Source organism: Sphingomonas sp. GW821-FHT10C01 (assembly GCF_059415525.1).
The window spans coordinates 1-21,370 of the sequence record NZ_JBWKNK010000003.1; the positions used below are offsets into that span (position 1 = coordinate 1).

The window sequence follows — 21,370 nt, forward strand, 5'->3', positions numbered from 1 at the left end:
CCAGCGTCAGGAAGATCACCGGCGCGATGATCATCTTCACCAGCTTGATGAACGCGTCACCCAGCGGCTTCAGCGACTCCCCCACGTCCGGCCAGAAGAACCCGATCCCCACACCACACGCGATCGCGATCAGCACCTGGATGTAGAGTTGGGCATACCACGCCTTGCGCCGCTGGGGTTCAGCTGCGTAATCGAGTGCAATCGCCATTCAGTCCCCCGCCGGTTTCGCCGCTTATGCTGCGGGTTCGGGGCAAGGGCCAGCGCTTCGTGCGGTCAGCGTCCGCCGCCCCGGATCATCCCCGCGACATAGCTGGTCATCATCGCGTCGCGCGCGGGCGATGGCGGGCCGATCACGCCACGGGCATGCTCGGGCAGATGCGCGGCCGCGTCGTGTGCGCCCTCACCGAACACATAATGGTCGAACCAGGCCCGCCACGCCTGACGCTCCGGCTCAGGCAGATCGCGGATCGAATGGATCCCGAGCATCAGCGCGGCAAAGGGAAACCGATCCGTCGGCTGGTCGAACCAGTAGTTGACCAGCACATTGAGCGCGCCCTCGGCCCGGACATGGTGCCACCACATTGGCGGGATGTAGATCGCATCGCCCAGCCCGAGTTCGGCGACCTGCGCATGACGCCGCGCCTCGGCAAAGCGCGGGAAGCGGTCAAGGTCGGGGTGATCGGGATCGACCATGCTGGTCGGCTGCCCCGCCACGGTCCGCTCGACCGGCCCGACATAGAGGTTCGCGATCTGCTCCGGCGGGAACAAGGTGAAGCGTCGGCGCCCGGCAACCACCACCGCGACGTTCGCCGCCACATCATAGTGCGGCGCGATCCGACTGGCATTGCCGACCCAGATGCGCGGATCGACGCCGCGCGTATCGACCGGCAGCGGGTTCTCCGCCGCGAAGCTCGCGACACTCTCAGGGGTCGGCGTCGATCCGGCATAGAGGCCCGGCGCATCCGCCCGCCCCCGCACCGCGAGCAGCCGGTCGAGCAATGCCCGCATCGGCATCTTCTCGGTCGCGAAATTGAAGCCGCGCACCGCGTCGTCGTAGAAATAGCGCCCCGCGACCCCGGACGGCGCGACCAGCACGTTGAGCGAACGGCCATTGTCACGCGCCGAGAGATAGGCCGCGATCGCCTCATCCCCTTCCCATGCCGCCGCGACCGCGGGCCAGGTGGCGGCGACGCCACGGATCGCCACCGGCCGCGTCGCCGCGGCGATGGCGGCGGCGATGCCTTCGCTGTCGCCGCCGTCCAGTTCCTCCATGAACGCTCCCGCCCTAGTGCGCCGATCCGACCCGAACCGTCCGGCTCGCGCGCTTGCCGTCGGCCGAGCGGCTACGGACCTCGATCGCGCCCGTCACCGCCACCGGTCCGTTATAGCGCGTCCAGGCGCCACCATTCGCACGATATTCGATCGCGGTACCCGGGAAGACGTTGTTCGCCTCAAGCTTGCCGCCCACAATGCGCGCGCCCGGAGGCGAGACGCGATAGGCGATGCCCGCGCCTTCCAGCAGCGGGAACTGTGCCGAAACGCGGCCGGCGAAGTTCCGCCACTCGGCACCCAGCTTCGCCTGATCGACGCGCGCATCCTGCCACTGATAGCTCACGCCCGGCTGATAGGCGGGCGCCCAGGTCGCGGGCGTCCAGGCCCGCTCGGCCAGCGCGAGCAGGCGCGGGAACAGCATATATTCGACATTGGCATCGGTGCGGATCGTCTCGCTCCACAGCTGCGCCTGGATGCCGACGATTCCACGGCCCGCATCGCGCACCGGCTTGTCCTCGATCGACTTCTCCTGCGCCTGGATGTTGCGCACCAGCGCCGCATTGGCCGGGAGGTTGTCGGTCATGAAACCGAACACCTGATAGGGATCGACCCCGCGCGACGCCCAGTCATAGCCACCCTCATCCGGGTGCGGGGCATAGGGCATGTCGAAATAGCCGAGATCGGGGATCGACAGCACCACGTTCCAGCCACGGTTGAGCTGGTCGTGCGCCTCGCGGATCGCGCCGCTGTGCAGCACGCCCCAGATGTTGGTCTGGACGTTCTTCGGCATCCGTGCGGGATCGGTATGGCCCATGCCGTCGCTCCACCCGCCGGTGCGGATGCCCTTGGCGGCGACATTGGCGGTCACCTTCTCGATGAAGCGCGAGGTGAGCTTGGTCGCGTCGCCGCCATTCTCGGCAATCATCGTCGCACAGGCGGGCGACTTGACCCAGGCGCCCGCGGTCTCGTCGGCACCGAGATGGAAGGTCTTGAGCGGCACCCCCGCCTGGCGGTGCATGTCGGCCAGCGCATCCACCACCGTGTCCATGAAGCGATAGGTCGACGGCAGACAGACGTTGAGCGTGTTGTCGGTATAATGCTGGACGCTGCTGTACTTGGTCTGGTCCGCCGGATCGATCAGGCGATAGGCTTCCGCCTCGGCCTGCTTGCCCTGCGCGGCGAGGCGGCGGTAGCGCGCCTCCATCGCCGTCACCGCCGCGCGCGAATGGCCCGGCGTGTCGATCGACGGGATCACCTCGATCCCGCGCGCCGCCGCTTCCTTGACGATCGTCACATAGTCGCTGGTGGTGAGATAGCCGTTGACGTCGCTGGTCCCGTCCGGCCCGGCGCCAAGCTGGGGCAGCAGACAGGTGTTTTCCTCAGGATCATGGCAGCGCTTGCCGCCGATCTGGGCGAGTTCGGGCAGCGCCGGAATCTCGATGCGCCAGCCTTCATCCTCGGCAAGATGGAGGTGCAGCTTGTTGAGCTTGAACGCCGCCATGGCGTCGACCAGCTTCAGAATCTCGGCGCGATCATGGAAATTGCGGCCGACATCGAGATGCAGCCCGCGGAAAGCGTAGCGCGGCGCATCCTCGACCCGCAGCGGTTTCATCGCGCCCTTTTCGAACGCCGCCTGTTGCGCGAGCGAGCGCAGCGCGTGGCTGGCGCCCACCGCATCGGCGGCGGTTACCGTGATGCCCGCTGGCTTGACGTCGAGCACATAGCCCTCAGCCGCCAGCTTCGCGGCGGGATCGACGCGGATCGACAGCGGCAGCTTGCCGCCTTGCTTGACGCCGACCCGGGCGAGCGCGGCCAATGCCGGCGCCACCGCGTCCGCGCCAAGGCCCGCCAGGCTCACCGCGACGCCGCCGCGCAGATCGACCGTTCCGCTGCCTTGAACCGCCAGCACCGGCTTGGGCAGGATCACCACGCCCGTCGCCACCGGCGCGGTGCGCCCGGCCTGGAGGTCGAAGGCACGCTCGGCGGTCAGCCAACGCGTGCGGTCGGCCCCGCCCTTGTTGGCAAGCTTCGCCTCATTGGTCATCGGCGCGACGAAAGGCAGCACTTCCAACCCGGTCTCGGGATCGATCTTGGCGCGCGACGCCGCGATCGTGCGGGCCTTGACGCCGTCCGCGACCAGATAGGCGTTGGGCATCGGGAATGCCTTGGAGAAGAATTTACCGGTGCCCCACAGCTTCACGACATGGGTCGAGCCCGGCTTCACGACCGCGCCCGGCTTGAGCTTGAGCCGCTGCAGGTCGCCGTTGACGAATTCGAGATCGAAGATGTCGCTTTCGATCATCGGCAGCTGCGTCGGGAAGCTGAAGTAAAGCGACAGACCCTTGTCCGGCAGCCCGGCGGGGAGCGCCTGGGGGATCGTCAGCGTGATCGTCGACAGGAAGCAGGCCGGCGACTTCGCCGGGCAGGTCGGCTGATTATCGACCACCTCGAACCGGTAATCGAGCGACTCCGCAAGCGTGTCGAGCGCGGCCTGTGCCGGCGCCTCCGCGTGCGCCGCAACAGGCGCCGCAATCATCATAGCCGACAACAAAGCCCAGCCCGCCTTACGCATCACTCTCTCCCACTCGACAATTTGTATTCAATTTGTCATGCTCATTACGCAGGGTCAACGCTCTTTCGAGGGGCGGATTTTCAGGGGGGATGTCAGGGGCATGAGACAGATCACGCTGGCGCAATGGCTGTGCGGATTCGCAATTGGTTTCATATTAGTCCTATCGCCACTTTCCGCCTCCGCTTCGGCGAAGCCCGTCACCGTCGGCTATGTCGCGATCTTCAAGGGTCTCGACCTGTCGATCGACCGGACGCACCTCCCCAGCTTCACCCATTTCAACCTGTCCTTCGCCAATCCCGATGCGGACGGCGCCTTCGTTCGTGACGGCAATTTGACCTGCATGATCGGTGCGTTCGGGTCGCCGGTAACGGTCGATTCGCTGCGGCCTGGTATCGCCCGGCTCAAGGCAGGCGGCGCGAAGGTGCTGATCGCGGTCGGCGGCGGCATCATTCCCGACTGTTCGGGCGACTGGAAGGCGCTGCTCGCCCCCGACAAGCGCGACGCGACCGCGGCGGCATTGGTCGCGCTGGTGGATCGGCTCGGCCTCGACGGAGTCGATATCGATCTGGAAGGGAAATTGCTCACCGAGATCGACCAGGCGGGCAATTATGTCCCCTTCATCGAAACGCTGTCCAAGGCGCTCAAGGCGCGCAGCAAGCTGCTCACCTGTGCCACCGGATCCTATGAGGGCGGTATGATCCCGGTCGGATCGATCCCCTATTTCGACCTGGTCAACGTCATGTCCTATGACGCGATCGGGCCGTTCTGGGGATCGGCCGGTGCGGAGCATTCGCCGCTGGCGATGGCACAGCGCGACCTTGACCTGTGGCTCGCCCGCGGCGTGGCCCCTGAGCGGCTGGTGCTGGGGGTTCCCTTTTACGGCTATGGCTTTGGCGGAGAGAAGGCCAATTGGTCCTATCGCGATATCGCAGCGGTCCATCCCCATGCCGCAAAGGGCGATGTGATCGGCGCGGCATGTGCCGGTTGCCGCTACATCACCTACAACGGCCCCGCCACGATTGCGGCCAAGGCACGGATCGCCCGGGCGAAGGCCGGCGGCGTCATGGTCTGGGAGCTTTCACAGGATTCACCCGATCACGCGCTGACCCGCGCGATTCATCGCGGGCTTTCACTACCCGATGTGCGCGCTAACGATTGACGCTGCGATACCAATGAAACACATGGTGGCATCGCAATGGTATTATAACCGGCACAGCCGAAGAAGGTGGAGCCCAATCCCTTGTCGCTGATCGAACGTACAGGTCCGCTCCAGAAGGAAGACCCGACCCCGCTCTATTTGCAGCTGCAGAAAATCCTGCGCGACGCGATCGAGAGCCAGCTGGTCAAGGCCGAGGAGGCGATCCCCACGGAGCGCGACCTGGCCGAGGAATTCGACGTGTCGCGCATCACCGTGCGCAAGGCGATCGACGGGCTGGTCACCGACGGCATCGTCGCGCGGCGGCGCGGGGCCGGCACCTTCGTCACCCGCCCGCGCGTCGAAAAGAGTTTCTCCAAGCTCACCTCCTTCTCGGAGGACATGATTTCGCGCGGACGACGGCCGCACAGCAAATGGGTGAGCAAGACCGCCGGCGCGGTGACGCCCGAGGAAGCGCTGTCGCTGGGCCTGTCGCCCGGATCGCTCGTCTATCGCTTCCACCGCATCCGCTATGCCGACGACACATCGATGGCGCTCGAATATGCGACGATCCCCGCTTACTGCCTCCCCTCGGCGGAGACGGTCGGCGCGTCGCTCTACGAAGCGCTGGAGGCCGCGGGCCACCTTCCCGTTCGCGCGCTTCAGCGGCTGCGCGCGGTCGCGTTCACCGACGAGCAGGCCGAGGTACTGGGCGTCGAGCCGGGCGCGCCGGGGCTGTTCATCGAACGGCGCGGATTCCTGGCCGACGGGCGCACCGCGGAATTCACGCAGAGCTATTATCGCGGCGATGCCTATGACGTGGTCGCAGAACTGAACGGCTAAGCTGTCCCGCCCGTTCGCGCGCGGCGAGCGGGATCAGGCCGATAGCCGCCGCAGGAATTCGACGTGCGGCGGCAGCTCGGCGAGCTGCTCGGCGACGCGTCCCTTGAGCGTCGCGAGCCGCGCGGCGAGTTCGGCCGACGGCAACCCGTCGGCCACCGGATGCCAGCTGCGCGGCCACACACCCTGCCCGGTCATCACGCAATACCAGTTGGTCGGGCCGAACAGGTCGCCTGGTTCGAACAGGATGTTGCCGGTCGCGCGGAACGCCTCGATCCGCTCCGCGAGCGTGTCGGGCATCCCGGCAGCGGCGACGTCGCGCCAGAACGGCGTGTCGTCGCGACCCGCCAGCGCATAATGCGCGATCACGAAATCGCGGATCGTCCGATATTCCTGCAGCGCGTCGCGGTTGAAGCGGGCAACGACATTGGGGTCGATCCCATCGCGCGGCAGCAGCGACAGCAGCCGGATGATCGTCGTCTGGATTAGGTGGATCGAGGTCGATTCAAGCGGCTCCAGAAACCCGCCCGCCAGCCCGATCGCGACGCAGTTGCGGTTCCAGATTTTCCGCCGGTGCCCCGCAGTGAAGCGCAGGAAATTGGGATCGGCCTGCGCCGCGCCCGGCAGGCGCTCGGTCAGCAGCCGTGCGGCCTCGTCATGCGCCAGATGCGCGCTCGAATAGACATAGCCATTGCCGTCGCGATGCTGAAGCGGGATGCGCCATTGCCACCCCGCCTCACGCGCGGTGGAGCGGGTGAACGGCGGCGGGTCGCCGTCTCCGGCGGCGGGCATCGCCACCGCGCTGTCGCAGGGCAACCAGTGGTTCCAGCTTTCGTAGCCGGTCTCCAGCGCGCCTTCGATCAACAGTCCACGAAAGCCCGAGCAATCGATGAACAAGTCGCCTTCGATCGTGCGCCCGTCATCGAGCGTCAGCGCCTCGATATAACCGTCCTCGGGATCGAGCCGGACATGGGCGACCTTGCCCTCGATCCGGGTGACGCCCGACGCCTCGGCGCGACCGCGCAAGAAGCGGGCGTAAAGCGAGGCGTCGAAATGCACGGCATGGTTGACCGGGCCGGATCGCGTCGCCGGTGCGAAGCGCCCCGCGCGTGCCGCCATCGTCTCCAGATTATAGTCGGAATGGTCGCGGTCGCCGCCGGCGGCGACGTACCGCAGCCAGAAATGGTGGAAATGGATCCCCGACATCTCGACGCCGAAATAGCCGAAAGGGTGGAAATAGCGGTTGTCCACCCCGCCCCAGCCGTCGAACTGGATGCCGAGCTTGATCGATCCGTTGGTCTCGCGAAGGAACTCACCGGGATCGATGCGCAGATAGCGGTTGAACTCCAGGATCGGCGGCACCGTCGCCTCCCCGACGCCGACGGTCCCGATCGCTTCGGATTCGACCAGGGTGATGCCATGATGCTGCCCGGCCAGCGCGCGCGCCAGCGTCGCGGCGGTCATCCATCCCGCGCTGCCGCCACCGACGATGACGATGCGGCGCACCGGCCGCTGCCGCGCGCTCAAGTCGCGCTGCCCCGGATGCGCGCCAATGCCTGTGCGTGCGTCTCCATGCTCCGCACTTCGGTGGCGACGGCCCGAAGCTGGCGCTGAAACTCCACCATCAACGCCTGATCTTCCACCGCATGCGCATGCGGGTCGAAACTGCGCGGCACAACGCCATGCCCGGCCATGCACAGCGCCCAGCTATCTTCAACGTGCGCTTCATGATTGCCATGCGCAAACATCCCCCGCGCCGCAAACAGATCGATCTTCGACGACAGCTCGCGTGAGATCGGCGCGGCGCGCGCAGCGTCCCAGAAGGGCTCGCCATCACGGGCGCTCAGGCGAAAATGCTGTGCAGCGAAGTCACCGACGCGTGCCCAGGACCCGCCCAACTCACTATTGTAGATCTCCGCCTCCGGCATATTCACGCGATCGATCGGCCAGAGCAGAACCAACTGGGCGACGGCGAGTTGGAGCAGGAGCAATTCCGCACCATCAAGCCCAGGCGCGCTCCCCACCGCCCGTCCGATCGCGACGCAATTGGCAACCCAGGGCCGTGCCCGCACCGCGGAAGAGATCGTCTCGACCTCACCGATCTCCACGGGTCGGCCCGCGATCCGGGCAAGCAGCGCGCGCGCGTCCGTGTCGGACAGATGGCGGCTATCATAGGCAATCTCGCCCGCAAGCCGATCGCCGAGCGGAAGAAAGCTGGTCCAGCCCGCGGGATGCGCGGTGACGCGACTGTAGAGCGGCGGCGGTTCGAGCGGCGCCGCAGACCCCCGAATCATCCGGTCGCAAAAGCCCGAGCTCTCTGTCACGCCGTGCGGATCGAGCAGCCCGATCAACGCGCCGTCCGCATCGACGAACAGGTCGGCGGTCACCGCTTCGCCATCCGCAAGCTCGATCCGCTCCAGCGCCCCGTCACCGACATGGGCCCGCGCATGAGCTCCGGACAGAATCGTCACGCCAACGCCGTTGCACGCCGCGCGCAACAACGCCGAATAGCCCGCGGCATCGAGGTGCCAGCCATATTTGGCCGCCTGACGCGTCGCCGGATCGCGCGCCTCACCCGTCCGCCCTTCTTTCGCGGCGGCGGCGGCCAGGCAGAAATCCTCAAGCTCCACGCGCAGCCCAGCCTGCCTGGCACGGGTCCAATGCTGAACAAAGGGAAGCGAGGCGAACGGCGTCCCGGCATCGCCATAGGCGTGAAGGAAAGCCCCATCCCCGCCCGACCAGCCGATGAATTGCTGGCCCATATTGAGCGTCGCCGATCCGTGTTCGATCAACGCCGCGTCGCCGATCCCGAGCAGTCGATGGAAGGAGGCAAGGTCGGGCAATCCGACCCATGCGGCATGTGCCCGCGGCACCTGACCAGTATCGATCCAGCTGACCCGTGTCCCCAACCGCCCGAACGCGCGGGCGATGGCGAGCGCGGCCATGGGCGCGGCAGCCCCGCCGCCATAGACGGCGACATGCTCGACCGGCTCCCTCACAGCGGCGGCGCCGGACAATAGCCTGCCACGAACTCGGCATGCGTCGGCATCGAGGCCGCCCCGCGCGCGATCGTCGCGGCCAGAGCCTCGAGCCGCTGCTTGAGCAGGTCCGCGGGCAACACGTCGGCCAGCCGATCAGCGGCCCGGGGTTCGATCCCCTGGCCGACGAACACCGCCTGCCAGCTCGGCGGGCCGAACAGGCCATCCCGATACGCCTCGATATGGCCACGGTGGCGGAAGCGCTCGATCTTGCTCACCAGCGTATCGGGCACGTCCATCGTGGTCACATGCTCCCACAACGGTGCGTCGGCATCGTTGGCGAGATAGTGGAGGATCAGAAAGTCGCGAATCCGGTCATATTCGACATCCATCACCCGGTTGAACTCGGTGGGCAGCGCGGGATCGATGCCATGCTTTTCCGGCAGCAGGGTCAGCAGATGCATGATCGCCATCTGGACGAGGTAGATGCTGGTCGATTCAAGTGGCTCGAGGAATCCACCCGCCAGGCCCATGCCGATGCAATTATGACTCCAGGCGAGCCGCCGCTTGCCCGCCTTGAACCGCAACACGCGTGGTTCGGCCAGCGCTTCGCCGTCAAGATTGGCGAGCAACGTTGCCGCAGCCTCGTCATCCGAGACATGGGCACTCGAATAGACATAGCCGTTGCCGGTGCGGTGTTGGAGCGGAATGCGCCATTGCCAGCCCGCCTTGCGCCGAGTCGAGCGGGTATAGGGCGTGAAATCCGTCGAACGCCCGCATGGCACCGCCTGCGCGCTGTCGCACGGCAGCCAGTGCGACCAATCCTCCAGCTCGACGCCGAGCTTCGATCCCAGCAGCAACGAACGGAAGCCGGAGCAATCGACGAAGAGATCGCCCGCGACCCGCTCGCCCGAAACGAGTTTCACCGCTGCGATCGCGCCGCTTTCCCCGTCACGCTCGACCTCGACAATCCGCCCCTCGACCCGCTCGATCCCGCGCGCCTCGGCCCATTGGCGTAGATAGCGGGCGTAAAGAAAGGCATCGAAATGATAGGCGTAGGCAAACGCGTTGCGCACATCGTTCGGAGCACCATTGGGCAGCATGAAGCGGTTCTGCGACGCGGTGACGATCGGGAAGCAATAGTCATCGAGCCGCGCGGCAACCCCTGAACGCCTTGCCCGGATCCAGTAGCTGAAGAAGTCCGCTTCTCCGATCGGGCGGCCATAGGTGCCGAAAGGATGGATATAGCGATGACCTTCGTGCCCCCAGTTCACGAATTCGATGCCAAGCTTGAAGCTCGCCTGGGTCGCCTTCATGAACTCAACCTCATCGAGCCCGATAAAGTCGTTGAAGTCCTTCATTTGCGGGAGCGTCGCTTCGCCGACGCCGACGGTGCCGATCTCTTCGGATTCGACCAGACGCACACGAACGCCGGCCGGAACGAGCTTGGAGGCACAGGCCGCCGCGCACATCCAGCCGGCGGTTCCCCCACCGATAATCACAAGTTCAAGCGGTTCCGCCATCGTTATGAACCTTACCGCACAAGGTTGCCGACGCCAGTCCCCCCGACCGGCGCCGGCGCAGGGTCAGAACGTCAGGCGCGCACCAATCTGGAAGCGGCGATCATTCTTGAACCAGGCATTGCCCTTAAGCAGCCCGGCGCTATCGACCTGCTGTTTGAGCACGGTGGTGGTGTTGAGCAGGTTGGTGCCTTCGACGACGAACTCGATATTGCTCGTCGCGCGGAACCGGACCGAGGCATCCATATAGCCCGTCGCGTCTTGCCAGATCGGCAAACCGACGCAGCAATCGATCGCCGTCACCAGGAACTTCGAGCGCCAGTTATAGGCGACGCGCGCGGACAGCTTACCCTTTTCGTACATGCCGACGACGTTGAAGGCGTGTTCGGAGACACCCTCCAATGCCTTCGCCTGCACCGCCGAAGTGCGGTAGTCAATGTCACCACCGCGGATACCCCCTGCGGTTTCATTGGTGATCGCCACGGTCTCGACGCCATTATTCTTCACCCAGGTATAGTTGGCCTGGATCCCGAACCCATCCAGCGGCTTGGGCAGGAAGTCGAAGAAGGTCTGGAACGCCGCCTCAGCACCGTAGATGCTCGCGCCCTTACCATTGAATGGACGTGTGACCTCGACGGTCTCGGTCACGCCACCATTCGCAATTGTGACGTCGAACGGACCAAGCTGAATATAGTCGTAGAACTTCTTGTAGAAGCCGGTGAACGTCAGCGAGCCGTTGGGCGAAAAATAATATTCGAAGGTCAGGTCGAACTGGTCCGCCGTCATCGGCTTCAAGCCCGCATTACCCATATCACCGGTATAGTCCCAGTCATAAGCGGTCGGATTGCCGGCCGCGTCACGAGTCACGCGAGGATTGTTGAAGTCGTTGAGATTCGGCGCAGTCCGACTGATGGTGAGGAAGTTGCGCAGCAAGCCAAGATCCGGCCGCGACATCGCCCGCGAATAGGCGAAGCGCGAGACGAGCTTGTCGGTCAGGTCGAACTTGATGTTGAAGCTCGGCAACGCATGGAAATGGTTGACGGTGGCCGCACTCCCCACGGTCGCGCCGTTGTTGAATGCGAGTTCCGACGCGCCGACAACGCAACCCGCACTCGCGGTGGGGCGACCCGTCGTCGGGTCGGTTCCGCGCACGCAGCTTCGTTCGGAGGCGGTGAACGGGTTCGCGAATGTCGTGGCACCCGCCGTCTTGTTCTGCGTCCAGACGAGCCGGACACCGAGATTGCCCGAAATCCCGACATTGCCGATCTTCAGGCTGTCGCCGCCGAACTTTGCCATCGCATAGGCGGCATAGGTTCGCTCGCTGACCTTATGGATTTCGCTCGGCAGATAGCAGCCGAACTTGCCCTTGACCGTCTCACCGGCGCGATAGCCCTGGTTCGAGCAAACCGGATAATAGTCGCCGACGCCAGTCGTCGGGCGCCCCAGCGCCTTGCCCAGATCGCTGAGATTCTGGAGCTTGTCCATGTTGAAGAACGGGAAGGAATGGTGATTGAGCTGGTTTCCGGCAAAGAAATCGTTGCCGAAATTGTGAGTCGCAACGCTGTTCGCGCCATAGACCGGCTTGTCGATGTTGAAATAGGGCGCCTGCGTATAGGTCCAGGTATTCGAGATATTCGCCCAGTTATAGGCACCCCAGCGCACCGTCTGATCGCGATCGGCATAGCGCGCGCCGATCTTGATCGCATCGAGCCATCCCGAATCCACATCATATTCAAGGTCGCCGCGGAGCGCGAATTCCTTGCCTTCGCTGTCCTCGGTGTGATCGGTGATCGCGTGGAAATAATAGTTGTTCGCATTGCTCAGGCCACCCGGCGACAAATTGATGTTGTCGGCAACGGTCGGGGTGAACTGCAGGCGCGGATACTGCCCGGTAAGATCGACAAAGGTGTTGGCGAAGCTGCGCGCAGCGACCGATGCGTTGTATTTGTTGACGGTCGCATCGACATACTGGCCATCCACCGTCAGGCGTAGCCGATCATTGATGTCCCAACGATATTTCAGACCGAAATCCTGGGTAACCTGCTTGCTGCGGAGCGCATTCGCATGGGTATCGACCTGCGGCGCACGACGCGGATTGGTGCAACCCTCCCAGTTGTAGCAACGATTGAAGAAAGCCTGACCGTTTTGGTTCATGCCCAACCCGCGGTTGGTATCCCCCTCTTCCACATACGGACGCGGCACCGACCACCAGCCGGTCAGAAAATCACCGTCCGAGTCGAACGTGAAGGCCGGCTTGCCCTGCAAGCTCGCGACCTGATCCGAATTCGTGTACATGAAGTCGGTGGGCCGACCGTAGAGGTCGAGATTGAACGCGGCGGCGAAGATCGCATACTCGCGCCAGCTATTGTTGTACTGTGACCGGTTATACTGGCCGGTGAGCTCCATCGAATTGTCGCTGGACCGCCACTGGAACGCCGCCGAAACGCCGTAGCGCTTCCGGTCATACTCGTTCTCGCGCATGTAGATGCCGCTCGGGATATATTGCTTACCCGGACCGAACACGTTGTTGAAGATGCCCATGCGCTCGAACTGGACGCCCTGGCTGGCCGTGATCGCGTGCGAATAGGCGCCGTTGACCATCAGGCCGATCTCGCCGATCCCGGTTTCCCAGCGATCCGAGATGATGCCCGAAACCTCCGGCGACGATTTCTTCGAGAGATCGCCATAGGTGTTCTTGACCGAGATCGAGATCAGCTGCCCCTTGCTGTCGAACGGCAGGCGGGTGCGCAGGTTGACGGTGCCGGCGATGCCGCCCTCAATCAGGTCGGCAGTCTGGTTCTTGTAGACATCCATGCCACCCAGCAGTTCGGGCGAGATATCCTGCCAGCTCAGGCCGCGCGAGGAATCGGCGCTGAACACGTCGCGGCCGTTGAATTCTGATCGGACCTGATTGAGGCCGCGGATGATGACGCCCGACGGCTCGGCCGAGAAGTGCGAGGTGTCGTCGGTACCGGCGAAGCGATTGACGGTGATGCCGGGAACGCGCTGAAGCGCCTCGGCAACCGATTTGTCCGGAAAGGACCCGATATCCTCGGCCGTGATCGACTCCACCACGGTGTCGGCGTTGCGTTTGCGGTTCTGCGCTGACTCAAGGTTCCGGCGCGCGCCCGTGATGACCACGTCCTCGGTAACGACTTCGTCGCTGGCGGCGGCCTGCGCGGCGACTTCCTGCGCCGATGCCGGCATCGCGATCGCGCTGGCGAGCGCGGTGACACAAATTCCCTGAAACAGATTGTGGCGCGCCCCAGCCGCCTTGACCGTCGATCCGATCATTCCCCGATCCCCCTTCCCTTGATACCCCCAGGCCGTTCCACTCAGCCTTTTATGAGACCAATTGCACAATTGGACTATTACCAATAGACTACAAATTCGACAGCCTGTCCATTGCAAATTTATGTCAGCGTAATGAAATTGCGCCGTGGCACTGGATGGCGGAACGGGGGAGATGCCATGCGCCTGATTTCACTCGATGTGTTGCGCGGGCTGACCGTGGCGGGGATGATCCTCGTCAACGCGGCGGCCGGGATGAAATATGGTGCCGACGCCCATGTCGCACCGATATTGCTACACAAGTCCTGGGAGGGACTGACGCTCGCGGACCTGGTGTTCCCGGCCTTTCTGACGATGGTCGGGATCGCTATCCCCTTCTCCCTGCGGCAACGGGCCGCGGCAGGCGCCCCAACCGGCCAGATCCTGAGCCGCACGGCACGGCTGATCCTGCTCGGCTTCATTCTCTCCAACCTCTACTGGTTCGCGGATTTCAGCGTCCGCGACTGGCGCCTGTTCGGCGTGCTCCAGCGAATTGGCCTGGTCTATGGCGCCTGCGCCCTGCTGTTCCTGTTCGTGGGTCCGCGCGTGCGGCTTGCGCTGATCGCAGTGCTGCTGATCGGCTATTGGCCGCTCACCCTGCTCCCGGCGCTCGACGGCCTGCCCAACGACCTCTGGCAGCGCGGGCATAATTTCGTCGCCTCGGTCGACCGCGTCCTGCTCGGCAACCATCTCTATGTGAAGGGGCCGGAAGGCTACGACCCGGAAGGGATTCTGGGCACGCTCCCGGCGATCGCGCAGGGCCTGATCGGCATCGCCATCGGCGAATTGCTGCTGAAGCGCGAGGGGCAACGCACCCGCCTGCTGCTGGCTGCCGGCGCCGCGATGCTGGCCGCCGGCATCGCGTGGAGCTTCGCCTTCCCGATCGTCAAGGACATCTGGTCCAGTCCGTTCGTGCTGGTGACTGCGGGCATCACCGTGCTGACGCTGGCGGTTCTGCATCAGATTCTCGACCGCGAGGGCCGCGCGCCGGGCATCGCCGCAACCGCGATGCTGGCGTTCGGCGCCAACGCCATCGCGGCCTATACGCTGCACCAGGTGACCTCGAGCGTCGTCACCTGGGACCTGCTGCTCGTCCCGTTCCAGGCGACCCGCGCCGCGATCGGCGATCCGATCGCCTCCCTGCTTCCGGTGCTGATCTACCTCACCCTGATCTGGGCGGCGATGGAGTGGTTGCGGCGCAAGAGGTGGATCATCAAAATCTGATCCATCCGAACATACATCTTGATGAGACCAATATAACCTATATAGTACCAACTTAAGCAATGGCCTTACCGGCCGGCAGATTTGGAGAGATGCGGGAATGGTGCCGAACGCGGCCGAAGCGAAGTTGGGTACGCTGATGGAGCGTGAGGCGGCTGAAGCCGGTGCCGCGGTGTCGCGGATGCTGGCAGCGAATCACGACACCATCGCGCAGGTCGCCGCACGGCTGCGGGCTTCGCCGCCCGCAGTGGTCGTCACCTGCGCGCGCGGGTCGTCCGACCATGCCGCGACCTATGCCAAATATCTGATCGAGACGCTGACCGGCGTCCCGACCGCCTCCGCGGCGCTTTCGGTGGCATCGCTCTACGATGCGCCGGTGGCGCCGGGGAACCGGCTGTGCATCGCCATTTCGCAATCGGGCAAGAGTCCCGACCTGCTCGCCACGATCGAACATCAGCGCAAGGCAGGCGCGTTCGTCGTCGCGATGGTCAATGCCGAGGACGCGCCACTCGCCGCGCTCGCGGACGTGGTGATCCCGCTCAAGGCCGGACCCGAGCGTTCGGTCGCCGCGACCAAATCCTATATCTGCTCGCTCGCGGCCATTGCCGCATTGGTCTCCGCATGGGCGGAGGACGCCGAATTGGAAGCGGCGGTCGTCGACCTGCCGGCCCAGCTTGAGCGTGCGTTCGAGCTCGACTGGTCACCGGCGGTGACATCGTTGACCGATGCGTCCAGCCTGTTCGTGCTCGGCCGCGGCTATGGTCTGGCGGTGGCGCAGGAAGCAGCGCTGAAATTCAAGGAAACCTGTGCGCTGCACGCAGAATGCTTTAGCGCGGCCGAGGTTCGCCATGGCCCGATGGCCATCGTGGACGACGCCTTCCACGTCCTCGCTTTCGCCAGCAGCGATCGCGCGGGCGGGAGCGTGCGTGAGACCGCTGCGGAATTCCGCAGTCGCGGTGCCGAAGTGCTGCTCGCCGACCCCGCCGCGCCGGACGCCGGCCTGCCGGCACTCGCAGCGCATCCAGCGATCGAACCGATCCTGATCGTCCAGACTTTCTACAAGATGGCCAACGCCCTGTCGCTGGCCCGCGGCTGCGATCCCGATTCGCCGCCCCACCTCAACAAGGTTACAGAAACACTATGAGGATTCGACTGGAGAACGGCCGGATCGTCACACCGCAAGGGGTGCTCGACGGCGCGGAGGTGACCATCGCCAGCGGGACGATCGTGACGCTCGGCCCCGTGAGCGGCGGCAAGGCCGATCGCGCCATCGATCTTGAAGGCGGCTGGGTACTTCCCGGCTTCATCGACACCCAGGTCAATGGCGGCGGCGGCGTCCTGTTCAACGACGAAGTCGATGTGGGCGCCATTGCCGCGATCGGTGCGGCGCACGCACAGTTCGGCACCACCGCATTCCTGCCCACGCTGATCAGCGACACGCCCGACCAGATCGCCGCGGCGCTGGCGGCGGTCGATGCCGCGATCGATCATGGCGTGCCTGGCGTGGTCGGTATTCATGTCGAGGGTCCCTTCATCAACGAGGTGAAGCGCGGCATTCATGAGGCGCGGCGGATCCGTCGGCTCGACGCCGACACGCTGGCGCTGCTCGCCGCACCGCGACGGGGTCGGGTGATGCTGACGCTGGCGCCTGAGCTGTGCGATGAATCAGACATCCGGACCCTGGTCGAGCATGGCGTGATCGTCAGCGCGGGGCACACCAATGCCACCTATGACGAAATGATGGGGGCGATCGGCGCAGGCCTGACCGGCTTCACGCATCTGTTCAACGCGATGTCACCACTCCACCATCGCAATCCCGGCGCAGTGGGCGCGGCGTTCGATTCCAGCACCTATTGCGGGATAATCGTCGATGACGCGCACCTTCACCCCGCCGTGGTCCGCCTCGCGGTTCGTGCCAAGGGGGTCGAGCGGCTGATGCTCGTCACCGACGCGATGCCCAGCGTCGGTACCAACGACAGTGAATTCATGCTGCAGGGCAAGCGGATCATGGTCCGCAACGGCGTCTGCCTGTTCGAGGATGGTACGCTGGCCGGGACGCATCTCGACATGGCCTCCGCGCTGCGCAACACCATCGCCGAGACCGGGTTGAGCGTTGCCGAGGCGGCGGTGATGGCAAGCGCCACGCCTGCACGTTTCCTGGCGCTCGAAACACATGGCGAACTGGCGCCAGGCAAGCGCGCCGACTGGGTCTGGCTGGACGACAAGCTCCAGCCGCGCGGAACCTGGATCGGTGGCGAACCACTGACTGACACAGAAGAATTCGCCCGCGCGGCGCAATAAATACAGAGCCGGGGGAAGGATGGCATTGATTATCACGTCGCCGCTGCGAGGCTGGGCTGCGCCCCTCGACAGCGTTCCGGATCCGGTCTTCGCACAGCGGATGATGGGGGACGGAGTCGCGATCCAGCCACTGGGCGATACCGTCTGCGCGCCGTTCGACGGCGAAGTGGTGACGCTCCATGAATCGGGCCATGCCGTCTCGCTGCGCAGCGTCGAAGGCGCGGAAGTGCTGATTCATGTCGGCCTCGACACAGTCGCTCTGAAAGGCCGCGGCTTCACCCCGCTCGTCGCGGCCGGCGCCACCGTCGCGCGCGGCGATCCGCTGATCCGTTTCGACATGGACGCGGTCGCGCTGGGCGCGACCAGTCTGATCACCCCTGTGATCGTCACCAACGCCGAAGCGTTCACGATCACGCGCAGCGTCACCGGGCGCGCGGTGGGTGCGCATGAAGAACTGATGGCACTCGCCCCGGTGCGGGTCGAGACCCGCCGCTGGTCCAATGATGGTACGGCAATCGAAGAACGCGTCAGGCTGATTCTGCCGCACGGCATCCATGCCCGCCCCGCCGCCCGCCTGGGTGAGTGCGCGCGCCAGTTCGAGGCCGAGGTGCATCTGCTGCTCGGTGAGAAGCGCGGCGATGTCCGCAGCACCGTTGCGCTGCTGGCGCTCGGCACGCGGATGGGCGACGAGGTTCGGGTCCAAGCGCGTGGCAGCGATGCCGAGGCAGCGCTGGCCGCGATCACCGCGCTGTTGGGATCGGATATGGGCGAAGGCGCAGCAACGGCTCCAGTCGCCATCGTCGCTGCGCCGGCCATGCCCGCGCTCAAGCCCGGACAGATTGGCGGCGTGATCGCTTCCCCTGGTCTTGCGATGGGGCCGGCCACCCGTCTGAACCAGACCACCATCGCGGTGGAACGCGAAGGCAAGGGAACGACCGCCGAGCGCGGTGCGCTCGAAGCTGCCCGCAACGAGGTTCGCGCCCGGATCAATGATCGCGCAGCGAGCACGGATGAGAGTGTCGCGTCGGTGATGCGCGCGCATCTGGCGCTGCTCGACGATCCGGAGCTCATCGCGGGCGCCGAGGCACGCATCATCATGGGGAACAGCGCAGGCTTCGCCTGGCGCGGATCGGTGCACGATCAGGTCGCCGCGCTCAAGGCGACCGGCAATGCGCATCTGATCGAACGGATCGACGATCTCGTCGATATCGAACGACAGGTGCTGCGCGTACTGGCAGGGACACCAGCCGACGCCGATGTCGTGCCGGCAGGTGCGATTCTGGTCGCAGACGATCTTCTTCCCTCGCAACTCGTGACGATTGCCGCGAGCAAGCCGGCGGGTATCTGCCTCACGCGTGGCGGACCGACGTCGCACGTCGCGATCCTCTGCGCCGGGATGGGACTGCCCGCCCTGGTCGCGATCGGCGCGGCCCTCGACACGATCGGCGACGGCACGCAGCTTTTGCTCGACGCCGAGGCGGGGCATCTAACGCCCAATCCCGATCAGGCCGATGGGGAGGCCTTCGCCGTTCGTCTCGCCAAGCGCGACGCCCGGCGTGAGGCCGCGCGCGCCGCCGCAGCCGACACCTGCCGCACGGCCGATGGCGTGCGGATCGAGCTATTCGCCAATCTGGGCACGGTCGCAGATGCGCAAGCCGCCGCCGTACAGGGCGCCGAGGGATCGGGACTGGTACGCAGCGAGTTCCTGTTCCTCGACCGCGACGATGCGCCGTCCGAGGACGAGCAGCACGCCGCCTATCAGGGCATCGCCGACGCGTTGCCCGGCAAGCCGATCATCGTCCGTCTGCTCGATGTCGGCGGTGACAAGCCAGCGGCGTACATCCCGATCGACGCCGAAGAGAATCCCGCACTCGGCCTGCGCGGCATCCGCGTCGGGCTGGCGTATCGCGATCTGCTCGAAACCCAGGTCCGCGCGATCCTGCGTACCCAGCCCGCCGGCCAATGCCGCATCATGCTGCCGATGGTCGCGAGCGTCGCTGAGGTGCACGCGGTGCGCGAGGTGGTCGAGCATTTGCGCAGCGAGATGGGCATCACGACGCCGGTCGAAGTCGGCGTGATGGTTGAGACCCCGGCAGCCGCGATCACCGCCGACCTGCTGGCCGATGCCGCAGACTTCCTGTCGATCGGTACAAACGACCTCACACAATATGTGCTGGCGATGGACCGCGGCAATCCGGCGGTCGCCGCTGGCGTGGATGCGATGCATCCGGCCGTGCTGCGGATGATCGCCGAAACCTGTCGGCGTGCTACCGCCAAAGGGCGGTGGGTTGGCGTGTGCGGCGGCCTCGCCTCCGATCCGGCAGCCATACCTATCCTGGTGGGCCTGGGCGCGACCGAACTCTCAACCGTTCCCGGCTTCGTTGCAGAAGCCAAGGCGATCGTGCGCGGCGTGACGCTGGCCGATGCCCGTGAACACGCCGAACAGGCGCTGCTGTGCAACTCCGCCGCCGAAGTGCGCGCGCTGGCCCGCGCGTTCGAGGAGAAGACACGATGAGAAAGATCCTCGAGACGCTACAGCCGCTCGGCCGAGCGCTGATGCTGCCGATCGCTGTACTGCCGATCGCCGGCCTGCTGCTGCGCATCGGCCAGCCCGATCTGCTCGACATCGCCTTTGTTTCCGCCGCCGGCACCGCGATCTTCGGCAATCTTGGCATCCTGTTTGCGATTGGCGTCGCGGTGGGCTTCGCGCGCGACGGCAACGGTGCCGCCGCGCTGGCGGGTGTCACCTGCTATCTCGTCACCACCACAGGCGCTCAGACATTCCTGATCGCCCCGCCCGAAGTCATTGCGGGTCTTCCAGAGGCCGCCGTCAAGGTGGCCGCGCAGGCTTGGGCGACGGGGCAGATCGACCGTCTCGAAGTGCCGATCGGCATCATATCGGGCCTGATCGGCGGCAAATTCTACAACCGGTTCGCGACCATTGCGCTGCCGGAGTATCTCGCCTTTTTCGGCGGTCGCCGCTTCGTGCCGATCGCGGCCGGGATCGCCGGGCTGCTGCTCGCAGGGCTGGTCGGCTATGGCTATTCGCATATCAGCTCGGCACTCGACGCGGCGAGCCACGCGGTGGTCGAATCAGGCGGCATCGGCATGTTCGTCTACGGCGTGCTCAACCGGCTGCTCCTCGTCACCGGGCTTCACCACCTGCTCAACAACGTCGCCTGGTTTCTGGTCGGTGACTTCGCCGGGGCGACCGGCGACCTCGGCCGCTTCTTCGCGGGCGACCCCAATGCCGGCGCATTCATGTCGGGTTTCTTCCCGGTGATGATGTTCGGCCTGCCCGCCGCGTGCCTCGCGATGTACCATGAGGCGCGGCCCGAGCGGCGCAAGGCGGTAGGCGGCATGCTGTTCAGCCTTGCCTTCACCAGCTTCCTGACCGGCGTGACCGAGCCGATCGAATTCACCTTCATGTTCCTCGCGCCGTTCCTCTACGCGATCCATGCGGTGCTGACCGGGATCGCGATGGCGCTGATGGACGTGCTGGGAATCAAGCTCGGCTTCGGCTTTTCGGCAGGGCTGTTCGACTATGTGCTGAACTTCAAGCTTTCGTCCAAGCCACTGATGCTGCTGCCGGTCGGTGCGGCCTATGCACTGATCTACTATGGCCTGTTCCGCTTCTTCATCCGCAAGCTCGACCTGGCGACGCCGGGACGCGAGAAAGGTGACGTCGCCGCTCCCGCCCCTGCTGGCGAAGCGGCTGCCGGAAGCGCCCGTGGCGAGGCGTTCGTCAAGGCGCTCGGCGGGGCAGCCAATCTGACCAGCGTCGATGCCTGCACCACCCGGCTGCGGCTGATCGTCGCCGACCAGAATGTGATCGACGATGCAGCGCTGACCGCGCTCGGGGCACGCGGCATCATCCGTCCGTCCGCCAATGCGACCCAGGTCGTGCTCGGCCCAATCGCCGATCTGGTCGCTGAAGAGATCCGCAACGCCCTGGGCGGCGGTGCGGCGCCGGTCACACAAGCTGTTCCAGCGCCCGTTCCGCTGACGGACGACGCGCTTCCGGCCGCGATTCTCGCGGCGCTGGGCGGCGGCGACAACATTCGCTCGCTGCGCGCACTGCACGGCCGCTTCCGCGTCGAGGTGGCCGAGGCCAGTCTCGCCAATGAGGCCGGACTGGTCGCCGCCGCGCGCGGCGTCGTCTCACCCCAGCCCGGCGTCTATCATATCCTGAGGGACTGAG

Annotated in this window: 14 protein-coding genes; 7 read left to right on the plus strand and 7 right to left on the minus strand. The window is 65.4% G+C overall.

Going from position 1 to position 21,370, the window contains the following annotated elements:
• The 3 genes from AC07M1_RS14085 to AC07M1_RS14095 form a co-directional block, all read right to left on the minus strand.
• The coding region (locus AC07M1_RS14085; protein WP_495163254.1) for a cation:dicarboxylate symporter family transporter at positions 1-208 on the minus strand (208 nt) is incomplete at its 3' end.
• A gap of 65 nt (positions 209-273) precedes the next feature.
• On the minus strand, positions 274-1,272 hold the full coding sequence (locus tag AC07M1_RS14090; protein ID WP_495163255.1) for a cupin-like domain-containing protein: 999 nt from the start codon (positions 1,270-1,272) through the stop codon (positions 274-276).
• Between the two features lie 13 nt (positions 1,273-1,285).
• The gene (locus tag AC07M1_RS14095; RefSeq protein WP_495163256.1) at positions 1,286-3,844 is read right to left on the minus strand and encodes a beta-N-acetylhexosaminidase; all 2,559 of its coding nucleotides are present in this window, start codon (positions 3,842-3,844) and stop codon (positions 1,286-1,288) included.
• A gap of 100 nt (positions 3,845-3,944) precedes the next feature.
• Here AC07M1_RS14095 and AC07M1_RS14100 point away from each other — a divergent pair, with 100 nt between their 5' ends.
• The gene (locus AC07M1_RS14100) at positions 3,945-5,003 is read left to right on the plus strand and encodes a glycosyl hydrolase family 18 protein (RefSeq protein ID WP_495163257.1); all 1,059 of its coding nucleotides are present in this window, start codon (positions 3,945-3,947) and stop codon (positions 5,001-5,003) included.
• A gap of 66 nt (positions 5,004-5,069) precedes the next feature.
• Complete coding sequence (locus AC07M1_RS14105; protein ID WP_495163258.1) at positions 5,070-5,822, plus strand: GntR family transcriptional regulator; 753 nt, start codon at positions 5,070-5,072, stop codon at positions 5,820-5,822.
• Between the two features lie 33 nt (positions 5,823-5,855).
• Here AC07M1_RS14105 and AC07M1_RS14110 read toward each other — a convergent pair whose 3' ends face one another.
• From AC07M1_RS14110 to AC07M1_RS14125, 4 genes are all read right to left on the minus strand, one after another.
• Positions 5,856-7,346, minus strand: coding sequence for a tryptophan halogenase family protein (locus tag AC07M1_RS14110; protein ID WP_495163259.1), 1,491 nt, complete (start codon positions 7,344-7,346; stop codon positions 5,856-5,858).
• The gene (locus AC07M1_RS14115) at positions 7,343-8,818 is read right to left on the minus strand and encodes a tryptophan 7-halogenase (protein WP_495163260.1); all 1,476 of its coding nucleotides are present in this window, start codon (positions 8,816-8,818) and stop codon (positions 7,343-7,345) included. The genes AC07M1_RS14110 and AC07M1_RS14115 overlap by 4 nt, the downstream gene beginning before the upstream one ends.
• Entirely contained in the window at positions 8,815-10,320 is a 1,506-nt protein-coding gene (locus AC07M1_RS14120) for a tryptophan halogenase family protein (RefSeq protein WP_495163261.1), read from the minus strand. Before AC07M1_RS14120 ends, AC07M1_RS14115 begins: the two co-directional genes overlap by 4 nt.
• Before the next feature lie 63 nt (positions 10,321-10,383).
• Positions 10,384-13,611 carry a TonB-dependent receptor gene (locus AC07M1_RS14125; RefSeq protein WP_495163262.1) on the minus strand — a complete coding sequence of 1,076 codons (3,228 nt, stop codon included), beginning with the start codon at positions 13,609-13,611 and terminating at the stop codon, positions 10,384-10,386.
• Between the two features lie 177 nt (positions 13,612-13,788).
• Between AC07M1_RS14125 and AC07M1_RS14130 the strand changes: the two genes are divergently transcribed.
• From AC07M1_RS14130 to nagE, 5 genes are all read left to right on the plus strand, one after another.
• The gene (locus tag AC07M1_RS14130; protein ID WP_495163263.1) at positions 13,789-14,871 is read left to right on the plus strand and encodes an acyltransferase family protein; all 1,083 of its coding nucleotides are present in this window, start codon (positions 13,789-13,791) and stop codon (positions 14,869-14,871) included.
• 97 nt (positions 14,872-14,968) lie between these two features.
• Complete coding sequence (locus AC07M1_RS14135) at positions 14,969-16,012, plus strand: SIS domain-containing protein (RefSeq protein ID WP_495163264.1); 1,044 nt, start codon at positions 14,969-14,971, stop codon at positions 16,010-16,012.
• Positions 16,009-17,169: an N-acetylglucosamine-6-phosphate deacetylase gene (gene nagA, locus AC07M1_RS14140; RefSeq protein ID WP_495163265.1), complete on the plus strand. Its 1,161-nt coding sequence runs from the start codon at positions 16,009-16,011 to the stop codon at positions 17,167-17,169. The genes AC07M1_RS14135 and nagA overlap by 4 nt, the downstream gene beginning before the upstream one ends.
• Positions 17,170-17,188: 19 nt before the next feature.
• Positions 17,189-19,684: a phosphoenolpyruvate--protein phosphotransferase gene (gene ptsP / locus AC07M1_RS14145; protein WP_495163266.1), complete on the plus strand. Its 2,496-nt coding sequence runs from the start codon at positions 17,189-17,191 to the stop codon at positions 19,682-19,684.
• Complete coding sequence (nagE, locus tag AC07M1_RS14150) at positions 19,681-21,369, plus strand: N-acetylglucosamine-specific PTS transporter subunit IIBC (RefSeq protein WP_495163267.1); 1,689 nt, start codon at positions 19,681-19,683, stop codon at positions 21,367-21,369. The genes ptsP and nagE overlap by 4 nt, the downstream gene beginning before the upstream one ends.
• Position 21,370: the final 1 nt, after the last annotated feature.

Excerpts from the sequence above, each read along its gene's own strand:
- AC07M1_RS14090 (WP_495163255.1), bottom strand. The coding sequence starts at position 1,272 with ATGGAGGAACTGGACGGCGGCGACAGCGAAGGCATCGCCGCCGCCATC.
- AC07M1_RS14095 (WP_495163256.1), bottom strand. The coding sequence starts at position 3,844 with ATGCGTAAGGCGGGCTGGGCTTTGTTGTCGGCTATGATGATTGCGGCG.
- AC07M1_RS14100 (WP_495163257.1), top strand. The coding sequence starts at position 3,945 with ATGAGACAGATCACGCTGGCGCAATGGCTGTGCGGATTCGCAATTGGT.
- AC07M1_RS14120 (WP_495163261.1), bottom strand. The coding sequence starts at position 10,320 with ATGGCGGAACCGCTTGAACTTGTGATTATCGGTGGGGGAACCGCCGGC.
- AC07M1_RS14125 (WP_495163262.1), bottom strand. The coding sequence starts at position 13,611 with ATGATCGGATCGACGGTCAAGGCGGCTGGGGCGCGCCACAATCTGTTT.
- AC07M1_RS14130 (WP_495163263.1), top strand. The coding sequence starts at position 13,789 with ATGCGCCTGATTTCACTCGATGTGTTGCGCGGGCTGACCGTGGCGGGG.
- AC07M1_RS14135 (WP_495163264.1), top strand. The coding sequence starts at position 14,969 with ATGGTGCCGAACGCGGCCGAAGCGAAGTTGGGTACGCTGATGGAGCGT.
- nagA (WP_495163265.1), top strand. The coding sequence starts at position 16,009 with ATGAGGATTCGACTGGAGAACGGCCGGATCGTCACACCGCAAGGGGTG.
- ptsP (WP_495163266.1), top strand. The coding sequence starts at position 17,189 with ATGGCATTGATTATCACGTCGCCGCTGCGAGGCTGGGCTGCGCCCCTC.
- nagE (WP_495163267.1), top strand. The coding sequence starts at position 19,681 with ATGAGAAAGATCCTCGAGACGCTACAGCCGCTCGGCCGAGCGCTGATG.